Here is a 15,537-nt window from a genome sequence, read left to right on the forward strand (position 1 = left end):
AAGGCGGCGGTCCTTTTGACTTGAGAGGATTGCACGCATGTCAGTCGAGGACGCCGCTCCGCCGGCCCCGTCCGCCACGCAAAGCGCAGCCCGCGCCATTGCTCCGCTTCGCCGGGCGGCCCCGTCCGACCAGAGCGCGAGCGAGCGGAGGCGCGCCGCGCTCCTCGTCGCGCCGATCCTGCCGACGCTGGTCAAGCTCGCGCTCCCGACCGTGACCGTCCTGGTGGCGCAGACCGCGGTCAATATCGCGGAAGCCTACTATGTCGGCTTCCTCGGTACGGATGCGCTGGCGGGCGCCGCGCTGGTATTCCCGATCTTCATGCTGATGACGATGATGTCGAACGGTGGGTTCGGCAGCGGCGTGGCGTCTTCGGTGGCACGTGCAGTCGGCGCCGGCCGCCGCGACGACGCCGATGCCGCCTTGTTTCACGCCGTGGTGCTTGCCATCGTGGCGGGCGCCTTGTTTACGCTCGGCGCGGCTCTCGGCGGTCCACATCTGTTTCGCGCCCTTGGCGGCCGGGACGGGGCGCTCGCTGCCGCCGTCACTTATTCCAACTATCTCTTCGCCGGTGCCATTCCGGTCTGGATCGTCAATCTCCAGGCGGCGGCACTGCGCGGCTCCGGCAACGTCAAGGTGCCCGCGCTGGTGACCTTGATCGGCGCGATCGTGACCATCCCGGTCTCGCCGGTGCTGATCTTCGGCTTCGGTCCGTTTCCGCAACTCGGTATCGGCGGCGCCGGCGTTGCGTTCGGCCTTTATTACGGCGCCGCGATGCTATTTCTGCTGCGCTACATGGCCTCCGGCCGATCCGGCCTCAACTTGCACATCGTGCGGCTGCGGGCGGCGATCTTCGCCGACATGCTGAAGGTCGGCATTCCCACCGCGCTCAATGCGGTGCTCACCAACCTCACCGTCATCCTGGTCACCGCCGCCGTCGGCCTGTTCGGCACCTCCGCGCTTGCGGGCTACGGCATCTCCTCGCGGCTCGACTACATCATGATCCCGCTGCTGTTCGGCATCAGCACGGCGACCTTGACCATGGTCGGCGTCAACATGGGGGCAGGTCAGATGGCGCGGGCGCGGAGGATCGGCTGGATCAGTGGCGTCCTCGGTATGGTCATGACCGGCACGATCGGTATCCTGGTTGCGATCTTCCCGACCGGCTGGCTCCATCTCTTCAGCCACGACACGGAGGTGGTGCGCGAGGGCATGACCTATTTGCGCATTGTTGCTCCGGCCTATGCCGCGCTCGGCTTCGGCTTCGTTGCGTCCTTTGCCGTCCAGGGCACCGGCCGCGCGATGGGGCCGCTCGCCTCATCGATCGCGCGAATCCTGATCGCGGCCGGCGGCGGCTGGATAGCCGTGACCAGCTTTGGTGCGGGGATGGCGGGGGTCGCCGGCATGGTCACGGTATCGCTGATAGCCTATGCGGTGATCTGTGCCTTGATCATGCTGTGGCCGTCGACGTGGCGGCCCGAGTGACCATGCCAAGGCTTTCCATTTCCCGATTGGCCACGCGGAGAGAAGCAGCGTCCCGCCGCGGGGCCAAATTTGAATTTCCATTTCATTGATTTCGCGCCACGTACGGGAGAAGACGACATAGGTTATTGCCGGTTCCATGGAGACCAAGATGTCGTTTCGCCTCCCCCTGATCCTCTCAACCTTGCTCGCCGTCTGGTCGGTGGGAGCCGCGGCCGAGACCATCAAGATCGGCGTGACGCCGGGCCCGCATGCGCAGATTCTCGAGGCGGTGAAGCCGATCGCGGCGAAGAACGGGCTCGATATCCAGCTCATCGAGTTCTCCGACTACGTCGTGCCGAACGCCGCGCTCGATGCTGGCGACATCCAGGCCAATTCCTTCCAGAACCAGCCCTATCTCGACAACCAGAAGGCCGACCGCGGCTACAAGATCGAGTCCGTCGGGCTGACCGTGAACTTCCCGATCGGGGTCTATTCGAAGAAGCACAAGAGCTGGGCCGACATTCCCGACGGCGGCAAGGTCTCGATCCCGAACGATCCGACCAATGGCGGGCGCGTGCTGCTGCTCCTGCGCGACAAGGGCGTGATCAAGCTGAAGGACGGCGTCGGCTTCAAGCCGACCGTGCTCGACATCGCCGAGAACCCCAAGAAGCTGAAGTTCGTCGAGGTCGACGCGGCGCAGGCGCCGCGCGCGCTCGACGACGTCGATGCCGCCGCGATCAATACCAATTACGCAACCCAGGCCGGACTCGACCCCGTCAAAGACCCGATCCTGCGCGAGGATCCGAAGGGCCCCTACGTCAACCTGATCGCGGTCCGGACCGCCGACAAGGACAAGCCCTGGGTCAAGATCCTCGTAGACAGCTATCACACACCCGAGGTCAAGGAGTTCGTCCTGACCAAGTTCAAGGGCGCAGTGCTGCCGAGCTGGTAGGCAAACTGCCAAAACTCCGGCGGAGGACCCGGCGACGTGGCAGCCTTGCGCGCCGCTGGCTTGCCTCGGGCCGCGGCAACCGACATCATCGGGGCCGTGGCAATCCTCGCCCGACAGGGGTCGTATGAAACGCTTTGCAAACCTGAAACGACTGGGGTTCTTCACGCGGCTTCTCGATGAGGCACCCCCGGCGGACCGATACCGCTTCGCGGCGGAGCAGATCGTGCGCGCGGAAAAGGCGGGTCTCGATTCCGCGTGGATCGCGCAGCATCATTTTCACGAGCGCGAGGGCGGGCTGCCTTCGCCCTTTACCTTCCTCGGCTACGTTGCGGCGCAGACCTCGCGCATTCGCCTCGGCACCGGCATCGTCACCCTCCCGCTGGAGAACGCGGTGAGGGTGGCGGAGGATGCTGCTGTCCTCGATCTTCTTTGCGACGGCCGGTTCGAGCTCGGCGTCGGCACCGGCGGCAATCCGTCGGCCTTTGCCGCCTTCGGCCTCGACAGTGGCCAGCGCAACGAGATTTTCGCACGTAATCTGGACGTCGTCCGGACCGCGCTGGCCGGCAAGCCGCTCACCGGCGGCGACACGCTCTATCCGCTGCGGCCGCAATTGTGCGACCGGATATGGCAGGCGACATTCTCGGTGGCCGGTGGCGCGCGCGCCGGCAAGGCGGGTGACGGTCTCCTGTTGTCGCGTACCCAGCCTCGTACCAAGGAAGCGTCGCGCGCGACGCTCGCCGAGATCCAGAATCCGATCATCGACGCTTATCTTGAGGCGCTGCCGCCGGGATGCGAGCCGCGGATCATGGCATCGCGCAGCGTCTTCGTCGCCGAGGATCGCGCTGAGGCGATGCACCTCGCCGACATCGGGCTGCGGCGCGCACTCCCACAGTTCATGAAGGGCGGCCACGCCAAACCGGGCGAGACGCTGGAGGAGATGATCACGGCATTCGATACGCATGTCGGCGCGGCCGACGACGTCATTGCCTCGCTCCGCGCCGACGCCACGCTGGAGCGGGTGACTGATCTCGTCTTCCAGGCGCATTCGGTTGATCCGCCGCATCGCTACATCCTGCGATCGATCGAGCTGGTCGCAGAGAAGGTTGCGCCCGCCCTGGGCTGGACCCGGACCGCTACGGCTGACGTCGCGCTGGCGGGCTAGCCGAACATTGCACGAGGCTGAATGATGAGCACGACGGATATCATCGACACGCTTGCCGGGATCGAACCCGGATCGAGCCTGGACGCCATTCGCGCGAAGCGCGCGCAGGCGCGCGAGAACGCACAGAAGAGCTATCTCGCGCTGTTCGAGCCGGTTGACGCCAGCGATTTCCCTCTCGCGGAGCGCGCGACGGTCGCGCTCTTCGTGATCGGCCTCCATGGCGAACCCAACGTGACCGCGTTCTATCGGGCGAAGCTCGCTGCAACCGACGGAGCGGGCCTGGTCGAAACGATCGAGGCCGAAGTCACCCGGGGCAGGACGTCTGGTCCCTATGGCGCCTTTCCGGCCGGGCCGCTGTCGATCGAGGACAAGGCCGGCCTGGTCTACCGCGTGAGTGCAGATCGCAAGTCCGCCCTCGGCACGCGCCTCGCCGCGGCGCTCGAACATGCGCATCTCCTGGTATTCCGGCCGCGCGATGCGGCATCGGCGGATATGAAGGCGCTGCTGGGCGCCGGCTGGTCGAACACCGGCATCGTCACCTTGTCCCAGCTCGTCGCTTTCCTGTCGTTCCAGGTGCGCGTCGTGAGCGGCTTGCGCACGCTTGGCGCGGCGAGCGCGTAGGAGACCGCAATCATGAGCGCTGCAAACACCGTCAATCCGCCGGTCGTGTTCACCCAGGACGAACTGGGTTGGGTGGCATGGATCGATCCGCTGCCCGAGACTGAGCTGACCGAGCGGCATTTTGCGGGCCTCGTCGATCGCGCCCGCGCCAAGTCCGAATATTTCCGCCTCCTGGTGCGCGATCCCGAAGTGCTGGAAGCCCGGACCAAGACCGACAAGGACATCTTCTACAATACCGCTGACGGCCTGCCGCGCGCCGAGCGCGAGCTCGCGGCGGCAGCGACCTCGCGCTACAATGGCTGCATCTATTGCGCCTCCGTGCATGCGCGCTTTGCCAGCACCTATTCCAAGCGCCGCGACGACGTGCAGCGCCTGCTCGACGAAGGCATAGGTGCGGATCTCGGCGAGCGCTGGAACGCGGTGGTCAAGGCGTCGGTGGCGCTCGCCGCAACGCCGATCGCGTTCGATCAGGATAACATCGAGGAGCTGCGCCGCGCTGGGCTCGACGATGCCGAAATCGTCGACGTCATCAACGGCGCGTCATTCTTCAACTGGGCCAACAGGCTGATGCTCTCGCTCGGCGAGCCGACGAAATAGGCATCTTCACTGGCACGGAACTTGCGACAAATATCCAACATCTGAGCGGATGGAGCCGAGCTTGAGCAACATGGATCGTCGTACCCTGGTGAGGGGTTCACTTGCCGCCATGATGGCGGGAGCGGCCTTCTCCCGCGCCGCCTTCGCGCAATCGTCCGAGCCGATCCTGCTCGGCGTCAGCGGTCCCCTGACCGGGCCGAACGCGCAATACGGCACGCAATGGAAGCAAGGTTTTGATCTCGCGCTCGACGAGATCCAGGCCGCCGGCGGCATCAACGGGCGTAAGCTCGCGTACAGCTTCGAGGACAGCCAGAGCGACCCGCGCCAGTCGGTGGCGATCGCCCAGAAGTTCGTTTCCGACTCCAGGATCGTCATGGAGCTCGGCGACTTCTCGAGCCCGGCCTCGATGGCGGCGTCTCCGATCTATCAGCGGGGAGGGCTGGTGCAGTTCGGCTTCACCAACTCGCATCCCGATTTCACCAAGGGCGGCGACTTCATGTGGAGCACCTCCGTCAGCCAGGCCGACGAGCAGCCGCTGCTGGCGCAATATGCTGTCAAGCGCCTCGGCCTCAAGAAGCTCGCAGTGTTGCACCTCAACACCGATTGGGGCCGCACCAGCCGCGACTATTTCGTCAAGGCGGCCAAGGAATACGGCGCAGACGTCGCGATCACCGAAGGATACATTGCGGAAGAGCGCGACTTCCGCTCGACGCTGGTGCGGGTGCGCGATGCCAATCCGGACGGACTGATCCTGATCTCCTACTACTCCGACGGCGCGCTGATCGCGCGCCAGGCACGCCAGGTCGGGCTGAAGCAGACGATCTGCGCCGCAAGCTCGGTGTACTCGCCGAAATTCTTGGAGCTCGGCGGCGAGGCGGTCGAAGACGTCCATCTCGGCACGCGCTATTTCCCGGAAGATCCGCGGCCCGAGGTGCAGAAGTTCATTGCCGGCTTCAAGAATAAATACAACGGGCAGGAGCCCGACGCCTTCAACGCCTATGCCTATGACGCGATGAACATGGCGGCCGCGGTCGTGAAGATCGGCGGCACCGACCGGCGCGCGATCCGTGACGCCTTCACGAAAGTGAAGGATGTCTCGAGCGTCATTTTCGGGACGGCGACGTTCGACGTCGAGACCCGCCGCGTCAAGGGCGCCATGAATGCCGAGCTTGTCGTGCGCAAGGGCCAGTTCGCCCTTTGGGACGGCAAGCCGACCTGACATCATGGCCGAAGTAATCGCTCCGGCCGCTTTCCTCTCATTGGGACCATCGCGTGGCTTCCTGGCTCGACTACACGATCAACGGGCTGATCGTCGGCAATGTGTACGCGCTCGTTGCGGTCGGGCTCGCGCTGATCTTCGGCGTCAGCCGCCTGATCAACTTTGCCCAGGGTTCGATCTATCTCGTCGGCGCCTATATCGGCTGGGTGGCGGTGGTGCAGTTGCACACGCCGCTGCCCCTCACCATTGTCGTGGTCGCAGTCGCCGCCGCGCTGGTCGGACTGATCATCGAGCGGTTCGGCCTGCGACCGCTGCAGAACTCGGCGCGCATCGCGCCGCTGCTCGCGACGATCGGCATCAGCTTCGTGCTCGATCAGCTCGTGATGCTCACCTTCTCGCCCAACCCGCGCGCGCTGCCGAGCCAGTTGCCTGACGTGCGCTTCCAGGTCGGCAACGGGACGATCGGCCCGCTCGACCTCCTGATCGCCGGCGTCGGCCTCACCAGCGCGCTGCTTCTCTTTGTGTTCCTGCGCTACAGCAAGCTCGGCTGGGCGGTGCGCGCCACCGCGCAGGACCGCGACGCGGCGATGCAGATGGGCGTCGACGTCAATCGCGTCAATCAGGCCGTATTCGGCATCGCCGCGGCGCTCGGCGGCGTGTCCGGCATGCTGGTCGGCATGTACTACAACCAGATCGACACGGCGATGAGCCTGCAGGCGACGCTCAAGGGCGTCGTCGCCGAAGTCGTCGGCGGCGCCGGCAACGTGCCCGGCGCCGTGGTCGGCAGCCTGCTGCTGGGACTCGTTGAAAGCTACGGCGTTGCGGTGTTCGGCACCAGCTATCGCAATTTGTTCGCGTTCCTGCTGCTGGTGCTGGTTCTCGTGCTGCGGCCGAACGGCCTGTTCGCGAGCGCGCGGCAGGCACCGCCCGAGCCGCTCACCGGCACCTTCATCGCGCCGAGTCGCCCGTTGCGCATTCCCCGCTGGGCCTTGGCTGTCGCAGTCGGCGGCTTTGCCATCCTGCCGCTGTTTCCGGTCTCGTTCTACGTGCTCCAGACGCTGATCAACGCCTGGCTGCTCGGCATGCTCGCGCTCAGCCTGACGCTGGTTGCGGGCACGATCGGGCAGGTCTCGCTCGGGCATGCCGCACTGCTGGCGATCGGTGCCTATACCTCGGCGCTGTTGTCGCTGAGCCTGTCCGTTCCCGTCGGTCTCGCCGTCATTGCCGGAGGCCTGATGAGTGCGGCGCTGGGCACGACCCTGATCTCGCCGTCGTTCCGCCTGCGTGGGCATTACGTGTCGATCGCGACGCTCGCGATCGGCGAGATCGTGTCGCTGGTGATCCTGAACTGGGAGAGCGTGACGCGTGGCCCGATCGGCATCTCGGGGATTCCGCCTTTGTCACTGTTCGGCTACGACCTGATCAGCGCATCGTCGGTCTACTGGTTCAGCTTTGCGGTGATGGTCGTGCTGGCGCTGCTGCAGGGGCGGTTGCTCACATCGCATCTCGGTCGCAGCTTCCGCGCCATTCGCGACGACGACATCGCCGCGCGCGCCTATGGCCTCAGCCTGAACCGCTACAAGTCGCTCGCCTTCATCTTCGGCGGCTTCGCCGCCGGCGTCAGCGGCGCCATCGCCGCGCATCTCTACTCCTACATCAATCACGAGACCTTCAACACGCAGCAATCGATCCTGGCGCTGACCGTCGTGATCCTCGGCGGCCTCGGCAATGTCGTCGGCGCGATTCTCGGATCGGTCGCGCTGGTCGGCTTGCCCGAAGTCTTCCGCATTGCTGCGGAGTACCGCATCCTGATCTACGGCATCGTGCTTCTGCTCCTAGTGCGGTTCAGGCCGCAGGGCCTGTTGGGGACGATCTGATGGCCGAGCAGAACGCACCCATGTTGTCCGTTCGCGGCCTGACGCGGCGCTTTGGCGGCCTCACTGCCGTCGATGCCATCGATCTCGATCTCGCGAGGGGTGAGCTCGTCAGCATCATCGGCCCGAACGGCGCCGGCAAGACGACCCTGTTCAACCTCGTGACCGGGCACGATAGGCCCGATGCCGGCGAGGTTCGTCTCGAAGGGCGCGACATCACTGGCCTGGTGCCGGAAACGCTGGCAGGGCAGGGGATTGCGCGCACCTTCCAGCTCGGCCGCGTCTTCGGTAATCTCAGCGTCATGGACAACGTCCTGATCGGCGCGCACACGCGGCTGCGTGCGGTCAAGCCGGCCGTGCCGGTGATCGGCCCGCTGCTGGAGCTGGGGCTGGCGCTGCTGCGTCCCGCAAGCGTCAGGGCCGAGGAGGAGCGGCTGCGCGAGGAGGTGAAGGTCATTCTCGCGCGCTTCGGCGAGCGGCTGCTGCCGCGGATCGACCAGCCGGCCTACAGCCTGTCCTATGCCAACCGCCGCCGCGTCGAGATCGCGCGCGCGCTCGCGCTGAAGCCGCGCCTGTTGCTGCTCGACGAGCCCACCGCCGGCATGAATCCGACCGAGACCGCGGAGATGCAGGCGCTCGTCGCCGAGCTGAAGGCGGAAGGCCCGACCATCCTCCTGATCGAGCACAAGCTCGAGATGGTCATGCGCCTCTCCGACCGCGTCATGGTCATGGACGAGGGCAAGAAGATCGCGGAAGGCTTGGGCGAAGACGTGCGCAACGATCCCAAGGTCATCGAGGCCTATCTCGGCCACGGCCTGTCGCGGTCCGAGGATGAGCAGGAGACTGCGGCATGACGAGCACCGCACCCGGTCCTCTCCTCGTGCTGTCGAACGTCAACACCTTCTACGGCCAGGCGCAGGTGCATTTCGATCTGTCGATCAGCATCGGGCGCGGTCATATCGTCTGCCTGCTCGGCGGCAATGCCAGCGGCAAATCGACGACGATGAAGATCATCCTGGGCCTCGTGAAGCCGCGTTCGGGCGAGGTGACCTTCGATGGTTCTTCGTTGCTCGGGCTGACCACGCCGCAGATCGTTCGCCGCGGCATCGCCTCGGTGCCGGAAGCGCGGCGGCTGTTCGCCGACATGAGCGTCAGGGAGAACATCCTGATGGGCGCGTTCGTGCGCAACGATCGCGCTGAGGTCGCGCAGGATCTGGAGCGGATGCTCGCGCTCTTCCCGAAACTCGGCCATCGGCTGTCGCAGCGCGCCGGCTCGCTCTCCGGCGGCGAGCAACAGATGGTCGCGATGGCCCGCGCGCTGATGAGCCGGCCGCGCATGATCGTGATGGACGAGCCGACGATGGGCCTGTCGCCGCTCTATGTCGACCGCGTGCTGGAGCTGATCTGCACCATCAACCAGGAAGGCGTGTCGGTGTTCATGGTCGAGCAGAATGCCAGCCTCGCGCTCGAGATCGCGCATGAGGCCTATGTGCTGCAGACCGGCAAGATTGTGCTCTCCGGCCCGGCGCGGGCGCTGAAGGACGATCCCCGGGTGCGCGACGCCTATCTCGGCGGCTCCGAGGCGGCGTAACGCGGACACAACTTGTCCCGCGATGTGCTCAGTGCTCTGATATTTCCGCGTCGTCATGGCCGGCATAGCCGTAAGGACGGCGTCGCTTTCGCTCGCCTATGTCCCGGCCATCCACGCCTTTGCCTCCCCATGGTACGAAGAACGTGGATGCCCGGGACGAGCCCGGGCATGACGACCTCCTGCAAATTCGTATATGCGATCACCCGGCGATGAGCCGGGATTGCACTAGCCAGTGTGACCATTCTATGAAAAGATCATACTGCAGGTGCGATGGACGGGAATGGTCGCGTGACGAAGTGGTCTTTGCGGGTCGAGCCCAAACTGGTGCTGCTGTTCGGCGGGCTCGTCGTTGCCAATATCGCGGCCTGGGCCTGGGCCTTCGCGCTGTTTGCAGACCGGCCCGCGGTGATGGCGACTGCGCTGCTCGCCTGGGTGTTCGGCCTGCGCCACGCGGTGGACGCCGACCACATCGCCGCCATCGACAATGTCGTGCGCAAGCTGATGCACGCGGGCGCGGCGCCGCGAAGCGCCGGCCTCTATTTCGCGCTCGGACATTCCACCGTTGTCGTGGTCGCGACCATGCTGCTGGCGCTCGGCGTGGTGAGCCTTGGCGGTGACAGCCTGCTCAAGACCGTCGGCGGCCTGATCGGCACCTCGGTCTCCGCGATCTTCCTGCTCGTGATCGCGATCCTCAACCTCATGATATTCGCCGGCCTGTGGCGGACGTTTCGCATCGCCCGCGAGCAGGGCGTCCATGATGCAGAAGGGCTCGATGCGTTGCTCGCCAATCGCGGATTTCTCGCGCGCATGCTCGGCCCCATGTTCCGCCTGGTGACAAAGCCCCGGCATATGTATCCGCTTGGGTTGCTGTTCGGGCTCGGCTTCGACACCGCAACCGAGATCGGGCTGCTCGGCATCTCCGCCACCGAGGCCGTGCGCGGCGTTTCGCTGGCGCATGTCCTGGTCTTCCCTGCGCTGTTCGCCGCCGGCATGGCGCTGGTCGACACCGCCGACTCCGTGCTGATGGTGAGCGCCTATCGCTGGGCCTTCGTCGATCCCTTGCGCAAGCTCTGGTACAACCTGACCATCACCGGCGCCTCCGTCGCGGTTGCCCTGTTCATCGGCGGCATCGAGGCGCTCGGCCTGATCGGCGACCGCCTCGCATTGTCCGGTGGGCTGTGGACGCGGATCGATTCCCTCAACGAGTCGCTCGCGAATTTCGGCTTGGCGGTGATCGCGCTGTTCGTGATCGCCTGGCTCGTCTCGGTCGTGCTCTATCGTCGCATGTTTACGGGCGACAGGCCCATTCCAGCCAACGGCCAAGCCGTGACGAAGCCGGCGGCCGCGCAAGCGTCGACCGCCTGATCAGGCAGAAGCTGCGCTCTGCGCCTGCTTCACCGGCTGGTCATCGCCGTTGGGATCGCCGGGCGCGGTCGCCCAGGCGAGCTCGACCAGCGTCACGATCCTGCGTCCGCCGCCGTCGAGCTGGCAGACGATCAGGCCCTGCTCCTCCATGTAGCCGAGCAGCCGCTGCGCGCGACGCAGCGAATGCGAGCCATAGGCGCGCGCGATCGCGGCGTCGCCCGGACACGGCCAGCCCTCCTTGGCCGCGCGAGCCATCATCATGAACACGCCCTGCATGTCGTCGGGCAGGATGGAGGCGCGCAGCGTAACCTCCTGCCAAGCGTCGTCCTCGGCCAGCTCGGCGCCGAGCCCCGCACGCGCACGGGTCAGCATGCGGCGGAATTCGTTCAGATCCGGCACGGCCGACCCGAGCCCCTCGATGCGGCATCGGACCACGAACTCCTGATAGAGCACACCGATGGCGCGGAAGCCGGCGTCAGGCTCGGCCAGTACGGCGCGTAAAGTTCGATCGACGCGCTCGCGCCGTTCCGCAAGCTCTTCGGCGCTGACCGGTAGCTCGATCGGCTCGGGGCGGGTTTCCATCGCGGCGGATTTCGCAGCCCTGAGCTGCTCGAGCAGATCCGGCGCTGGCCGGCGCTGCGGGCGGCTCGCCTCCAGCGGCGGTGCCGCAAGGATCACCGCACGCGCGTCCTCCAGCGTCGCCTCGGGCAGCGGCAGCAGCCGCGGCGTAGCATTGCGCGGCTTGGTATCGGTCGGGCCGATGTGCAGGCGCAAGGGCCGGCGCGAGAGCGCCGGGCCCAGCGCCATGAACTGTCCGCGCTCGAGATCGCGAAAGGTCTCCGCCTGCCGCCGCTCCATGCCGAGCAGATCGGCGGCGCGGGCCATGTCGATGTCGAGGAAGGTCCGGCCCATCAGGAAATTGGAGGCTTCCGCCGCGACGTTCTTGGCGAGCTTGGCCAGCCGCTGGGTCGCGATGATGCCGGCAAGCCCGCGCTTGCGGCCGCGACACATCAAATTGGTCATCGCGCCGAGCGAGAGTTTTCGTGCTTCGTCCGATACTTCGCCCGCAACAGCGGGTGCGAATAGCTGCGCCTCGTCCACCACCACGAGCATCGGATACCAATGGTCGCGATCGATGTCGAACAGTCCGCCGAGGAACGCCGCCGCGCGCCGCATCTGGTTCTCGGCATCGAGCCCTTCGAGATTGAGCACGGTGGAGACGCGATGTAGCCGCGCGCGTTCGCCGGCGACCTGAAGGCCGCGCTCGGTATGATCCTCGGCGTCGATCACGAGGTGGCCGAAGTGCTCGGCCAACGTGACGAAATCACCCTCGGGGTCGATGATGGCCTGCTGCACCCAGGGCGCGCTCTGCTCCAGGAGCCGTCGCAAGAGATGCGACTTGCCGGAGCCGGAATTGCCCTGCACCAGGAGGCGGGTGGCGAGCAGTTCCTCGAGGTCCATGGCCGCCGCGGCGCCCGCCGTGGTCTGCCCCATCTCGATCGCAACCGTCATGTCCCGACTCAAAGCCTTCCCTTCGCGGCAAGCGGCTTACCAACCCGATCGCGGCGCGTCGAGCGGTGCATCGCGAATCACGCGGCGTTGCCCACGGCTGCGTTCAGGGAACACGTCGACGCATGCTCAGGTGTGGTCGCGCGGTTCAGGCGCTCGCGTGATTCGACAATCGCAGCAGCGCGGGCCGGTAAGGCGGTTGCGGGTCGTCATCCTCGTTCTCAGGGATGGCGCAGGAGCCGAATTCCTGCCGGATGCGCTCGATCTCGGCAACGCGCGCATGCAGCCGCTGCAAATGCTCGGGCGACTTCGCCTTCCAGAATCGGAACGTGTCTGACGTCAGGGGCAGGAAGGCGGTGCCGAACAGCGTCGGATCGGGGACGATGGTGCGGCCGAGCAGGAGGAATTTGTCGGGGCCGGAGACGACGAGGGTCGCATAACCGCGGTTTCCGATCCGCTTGATGCCGTTCAGCGACCATTCGCTGAGCTTGCTGAAGTAGGGCTCTTCCCGCCAACGATCGGGGCAATGGTCATCGACCGTGACGTTGACCGCGTCCTGGCTGAAATGCACGATGAGCCCCGCCTTCTCGGGAAACCAGTCGTCGTCGAGATGGCCTTGCAGCCAGGCGCAGACAAATGAGCGGCACATCTGCGGACGGCGGTCATAGATGGTGCATCCCGTGCCGGTTTGCCAATGCCTGCACAGTTGGTTCACCGGCTTGTCGACGGCAGCCACCTCGAGAATGTCGCAGCAGGCATTACACGATCCGCATTGCCGGGAAGGCGGCGGCGGTGCCTGTCGACCGGCGACCCGAAAACCCTGGCCATCGCGAATGAGGAGCTTCTGCTTCTCCAGCGCGTTCAGCGCGCGCTCGACCTTGAGGCGGGACAATCCGGTCGCGTCAACGATACCCTTCATCGTCGTCGCGCCGGCCTCCACCGCGCGAACGATCTGCAGCGTCGCCTGATCCATCGTCGTCTACTTGTTCTTCCGTCTTCTATCCGGCTCACGCCGGCCGGGAACCTGCGGCCCCAGGGAACCGGTATCCGGACCTATCGCAGGGCGGGGCAATTCGGCACCCCGCTCATAGCTAGAAGTCGCATGTATGCGATGTTTGCGCAAATGGCGCAGCACCCGTGATGGTCCAGTTCGGACCAAATCACGATGGAATTGGAGGCCACGCCCAAGGCCGACCCGGTTCGCATCAGGAAACCGGGCTGATGAGGTTTGGTGCAAATTGGCGCGGCTTCGCGGCTGCGCCATTCCTCGTTACTGCGCGCCCGATCCGCCCTGCACGATCCTCTCGTTCAGCTTCTGATCCACGATCTCGACCGTGCGGTCGATCTCGGCATTGGGCACACCTAACTGATGCGAGATCAGCTTCACCAGCAGATCGACGCGCTCGATGAAGGGCGCGCCGCTTGCGACCGCTCGCGCCGCCGATGACGGCTTGAGCAGACTCTCGGCGGCCTTGGCGTATTTGGCAAACGGCACCTGGTCCTGCGGGTCGGCGCCGAGGCGCCGGGCGATGGCGTCGACATGATCGTAGATCGTCTGCGAGCGCGTAAGATCGCTGTGCACGGCGTCGCGGATCGACTGCGGATCGTTCGGCGTGATGCAGCGGTAGTTGCCGGTCAGCAGCATCGACCATTTCGCCAGTGGCACGAATAGCGAGTCGAACACCCTCAGCTTCACCGGCACGTCGTGGCCATCGAGCGTGACGGCATCGATGTCGGCTTCGAGCTCGCGCAGCACCTTGTTGTGCTTCTCGTCCGCGAACGCCGACGCCTTGAAGTTCGTGGGCAGGCCGACATGCAGCACGTTCGCCGCTTCTTCCGGCGGACGGAATGCTTGCGGGTCGGGCGAGCAGAGTGTCACCAGGCCTGGCTCGAACCGCTCCCACACCTGCGCATTGGTGTAGGCCTCCTCGAGGTCCATGTCTGCCAGCGTCGGGATGCGCTTGAGATAGGGTAGCGGCGGCATGTTCATGATCGAGAGGCACGGCAGCTTCGCCGCGGCGATCTTGACCATCAGAACGCGGACGGTGTGGTTGGTGTATTGCGGCTCCTGCATCGCAAGGCCCACCATGTCGTAACGGGAGACGTCGACATTGGCCGGCGTCACAGCATCCAGCTTGCCAGGTAGGTCGCGCGAGAAGATCGCGCGATGCACCGCCTCGTCGCGCAGCTTGATGCGCACCTCGGTACCGTCGCGATTGATGAGCTCCGCGGTCTTCGCGCGGCAGACCAGGGTCACGTTGTGCCCCGCCATCAACAGTTTGGTGCCCAGCAGCGAGCCGTAAGAGGCCCCCAGGATCAGAATGTTGCGCGCCATGGCTTTCCCCTCTGACAAATCGTGCCATTTTCCACCCCGGACGTGCCGTCTGGGGCGGATTTGAGCGGCATGTAAAGCGAAGTGCCTCGGGATGGCAACTGGGATAATGCATACAAGGCGGTCGCCGCGATTCCTGCTTCGTTCGCCTTCTAGAGGGCGCACCGGCCAGCGCTGTCCCTCGCCTGGATGGCGCGAAGCCCAATCCGGGATCGCTGCGTCCGTTTGAAGAGCCCGGATTTCGCTGAGCCTGTCATCGGGGGCGCTTCGCGCCGACCCGTTAAGGTGGCTCTACTTCCAGAACAGTAGCAGCGCCAGCAGCACGACCGGTACAAAACCGAGAACGACAATGAGGACTCGAAGCAGGACTTCATTCGACATCCGCGCTGGTTACTTAAGGTCAAGCTGGATGGGATATGCAGTCTGTGCCAGTTGCGGTTAGTACGGTCATTACAATGTCTTTGGGTGCGAACCAAAGATCTCGAACCGAGGCGCGACCATAGAGGCGGCGGTCGCCACGTTGCCCGACGGGCAAAACACCGACGCCGCTTCCGAAGTCTGTCAAGTCATACGCGCGAAAAGATTCCGCTTTACCGAAATTCGGATTTATCGTATTTGTCGTCCATCCTGGTCCACCAAGAGGGGCGATCGTACGTCGTCACGATATCGCGGGCCGGGTTGCGGTGGACGCGGCAGCGTCGGCACGAGAGGCGCGGGCAGGGCGGGTAGTCCCTGTGAGCCCGAGGCAGCGTGCAGACGAGCGGCGCTGACGGTTCGCTTCGCCAACATTTCCGGTGCGCGTGCACACCGCCGGAGACCCTGTGGCGATCGACGAACGCGCGTACGGCAAAAC

General features: G+C 65.4%; 13 protein-coding genes. 10 read left to right on the forward strand and 3 right to left on the reverse strand.

Translation table 11 applies throughout. The features are described 5' to 3' along the window. Positions 1–37 precede the first annotated feature (37 nt). The 10 genes from K289_RS0141170 (at position 38) to K289_RS47415 (ending at position 10,843) form a co-directional block, all read left to right on the forward strand. Positions 38–1,483, forward strand: a complete 1,446-nt coding sequence (locus tag K289_RS0141170; protein ID WP_027556601.1) for an MATE family efflux transporter — start codon at positions 38–40, stop codon at positions 1,481–1,483. Between the two features lie 136 nt (positions 1,484–1,619). Beyond that, positions 1,620–2,414: a MetQ/NlpA family ABC transporter substrate-binding protein gene (locus K289_RS0141175; protein WP_027556602.1), complete on the forward strand. Its 795-nt coding sequence runs from the start codon at positions 1,620–1,622 to the stop codon at positions 2,412–2,414. A 124-nt stretch (positions 2,415–2,538) separates the two neighbouring features. Beyond that, the gene (locus K289_RS0141180) at positions 2,539–3,576 is read left to right on the forward strand and encodes a putative FMN-dependent luciferase-like monooxygenase (protein ID WP_027556603.1); all 1,038 of its coding nucleotides are present in this window, start codon (positions 2,539–2,541) and stop codon (positions 3,574–3,576) included. Between the two features lie 24 nt (positions 3,577–3,600). Next, positions 3,601–4,197 carry a CMD domain protein gene (locus K289_RS0141185; RefSeq protein WP_084788977.1) on the forward strand — a complete coding sequence of 199 codons (597 nt, stop codon included), beginning with the start codon at positions 3,601–3,603 and terminating at the stop codon, positions 4,195–4,197. A gap of 12 nt (positions 4,198–4,209) precedes the next feature. Next, positions 4,210–4,794 (forward strand): alkylhydroperoxidase domain protein, encoded by a 585-nt coding sequence (locus K289_RS0141190; protein WP_027556605.1) that lies wholly within the window; start codon positions 4,210–4,212, stop codon positions 4,792–4,794. Between the two features lie 61 nt (positions 4,795–4,855). Next, complete coding sequence (locus K289_RS0141195; protein ID WP_027556606.1) at positions 4,856–6,013, forward strand: ABC transporter substrate-binding protein; 1,158 nt, start codon at positions 4,856–4,858, stop codon at positions 6,011–6,013. A gap of 53 nt (positions 6,014–6,066) precedes the next feature. Further along, positions 6,067–7,890 carry an ABC transporter permease gene (locus K289_RS0141200; protein ID WP_027556607.1) on the forward strand — a complete coding sequence of 608 codons (1,824 nt, stop codon included), beginning with the start codon at positions 6,067–6,069 and terminating at the stop codon, positions 7,888–7,890. After that, positions 7,890–8,741: an ABC transporter ATP-binding protein gene (locus tag K289_RS0141205; RefSeq protein ID WP_027556608.1), complete on the forward strand. Its 852-nt coding sequence runs from the start codon at positions 7,890–7,892 to the stop codon at positions 8,739–8,741. The genes K289_RS0141200 and K289_RS0141205 overlap by 1 nt, the downstream gene beginning before the upstream one ends. Continuing rightward, positions 8,738–9,478: an ABC transporter ATP-binding protein gene (locus tag K289_RS0141210; RefSeq protein ID WP_027556609.1), complete on the forward strand. Its 741-nt coding sequence runs from the start codon at positions 8,738–8,740 to the stop codon at positions 9,476–9,478. Before K289_RS0141205 ends, K289_RS0141210 begins: the two co-directional genes overlap by 4 nt. Before the next feature lie 288 nt (positions 9,479–9,766). Continuing rightward, positions 9,767–10,843: a HoxN/HupN/NixA family nickel/cobalt transporter gene (locus tag K289_RS47415; protein WP_245284162.1), complete on the forward strand. Its 1,077-nt coding sequence runs from the start codon at positions 9,767–9,769 to the stop codon at positions 10,841–10,843. Here K289_RS47415 and K289_RS0141220 read toward each other — a convergent pair whose 3' ends face one another. The 3 genes from K289_RS0141220 to K289_RS0141230 all read right to left on the reverse strand — a co-directional run bounded on the left by K289_RS0141220 (position 10,844) and on the right by K289_RS0141230 (position 14,687). Further along, entirely contained in the window at positions 10,844–12,355 is a 1,512-nt protein-coding gene (locus K289_RS0141220) for an ATP-binding protein (protein WP_027556610.1), read from the reverse strand. 145 nt (positions 12,356–12,500) lie between these two features. Further along, positions 12,501–13,325 (reverse strand): YkgJ family cysteine cluster protein, encoded by an 825-nt coding sequence (locus K289_RS0141225; protein WP_027556611.1) that lies wholly within the window; start codon positions 13,323–13,325, stop codon positions 12,501–12,503. Positions 13,326–13,622: 297 nt separating this feature from the next. Next, positions 13,623–14,687 (reverse strand): ketopantoate reductase family protein, encoded by a 1,065-nt coding sequence (locus tag K289_RS0141230; RefSeq protein WP_027556612.1) that lies wholly within the window; start codon positions 14,685–14,687, stop codon positions 13,623–13,625. Between the last annotated feature and the right edge of the window lie 850 nt (positions 14,688–15,537).

The sequence above is a fragment of the Bradyrhizobium sp. Cp5.3 genome (genome assembly GCF_000426265.1).
In the GTDB taxonomy this organism is placed as follows: Bacteria; Pseudomonadota; Alphaproteobacteria; order Rhizobiales; family Xanthobacteraceae; genus Bradyrhizobium; species Bradyrhizobium neotropicale.

Coding starts and splice junctions, on each gene's coding strand:
- K289_RS0141170 (WP_027556601.1), top strand. CDS start 38: ATGTCAGTCGAGGACGCCGCTCCGCCGGCCCCGTCCGCCACGCAAAGC.
- K289_RS0141175 (WP_027556602.1), top strand. CDS start 1,620: ATGGAGACCAAGATGTCGTTTCGCCTCCCCCTGATCCTCTCAACCTTG.
- K289_RS0141180 (WP_027556603.1), top strand. CDS start 2,539: ATGAAACGCTTTGCAAACCTGAAACGACTGGGGTTCTTCACGCGGCTT.
- K289_RS0141185 (WP_084788977.1), top strand. CDS start 3,601: ATGAGCACGACGGATATCATCGACACGCTTGCCGGGATCGAACCCGGA.
- K289_RS0141190 (WP_027556605.1), top strand. CDS start 4,210: ATGAGCGCTGCAAACACCGTCAATCCGCCGGTCGTGTTCACCCAGGAC.
- K289_RS0141205 (WP_027556608.1), top strand. CDS start 7,890: ATGGCCGAGCAGAACGCACCCATGTTGTCCGTTCGCGGCCTGACGCGG.
- K289_RS0141210 (WP_027556609.1), top strand. CDS start 8,738: ATGACGAGCACCGCACCCGGTCCTCTCCTCGTGCTGTCGAACGTCAAC.
- K289_RS0141220 (WP_027556610.1), bottom strand. CDS start 12,355: ATGACGGTTGCGATCGAGATGGGGCAGACCACGGCGGGCGCCGCGGCG.
- K289_RS0141225 (WP_027556611.1), bottom strand. CDS start 13,325: ATGGATCAGGCGACGCTGCAGATCGTTCGCGCGGTGGAGGCCGGCGCG.
- K289_RS0141230 (WP_027556612.1), bottom strand. CDS start 14,687: ATGGCGCGCAACATTCTGATCCTGGGGGCCTCTTACGGCTCGCTGCTG.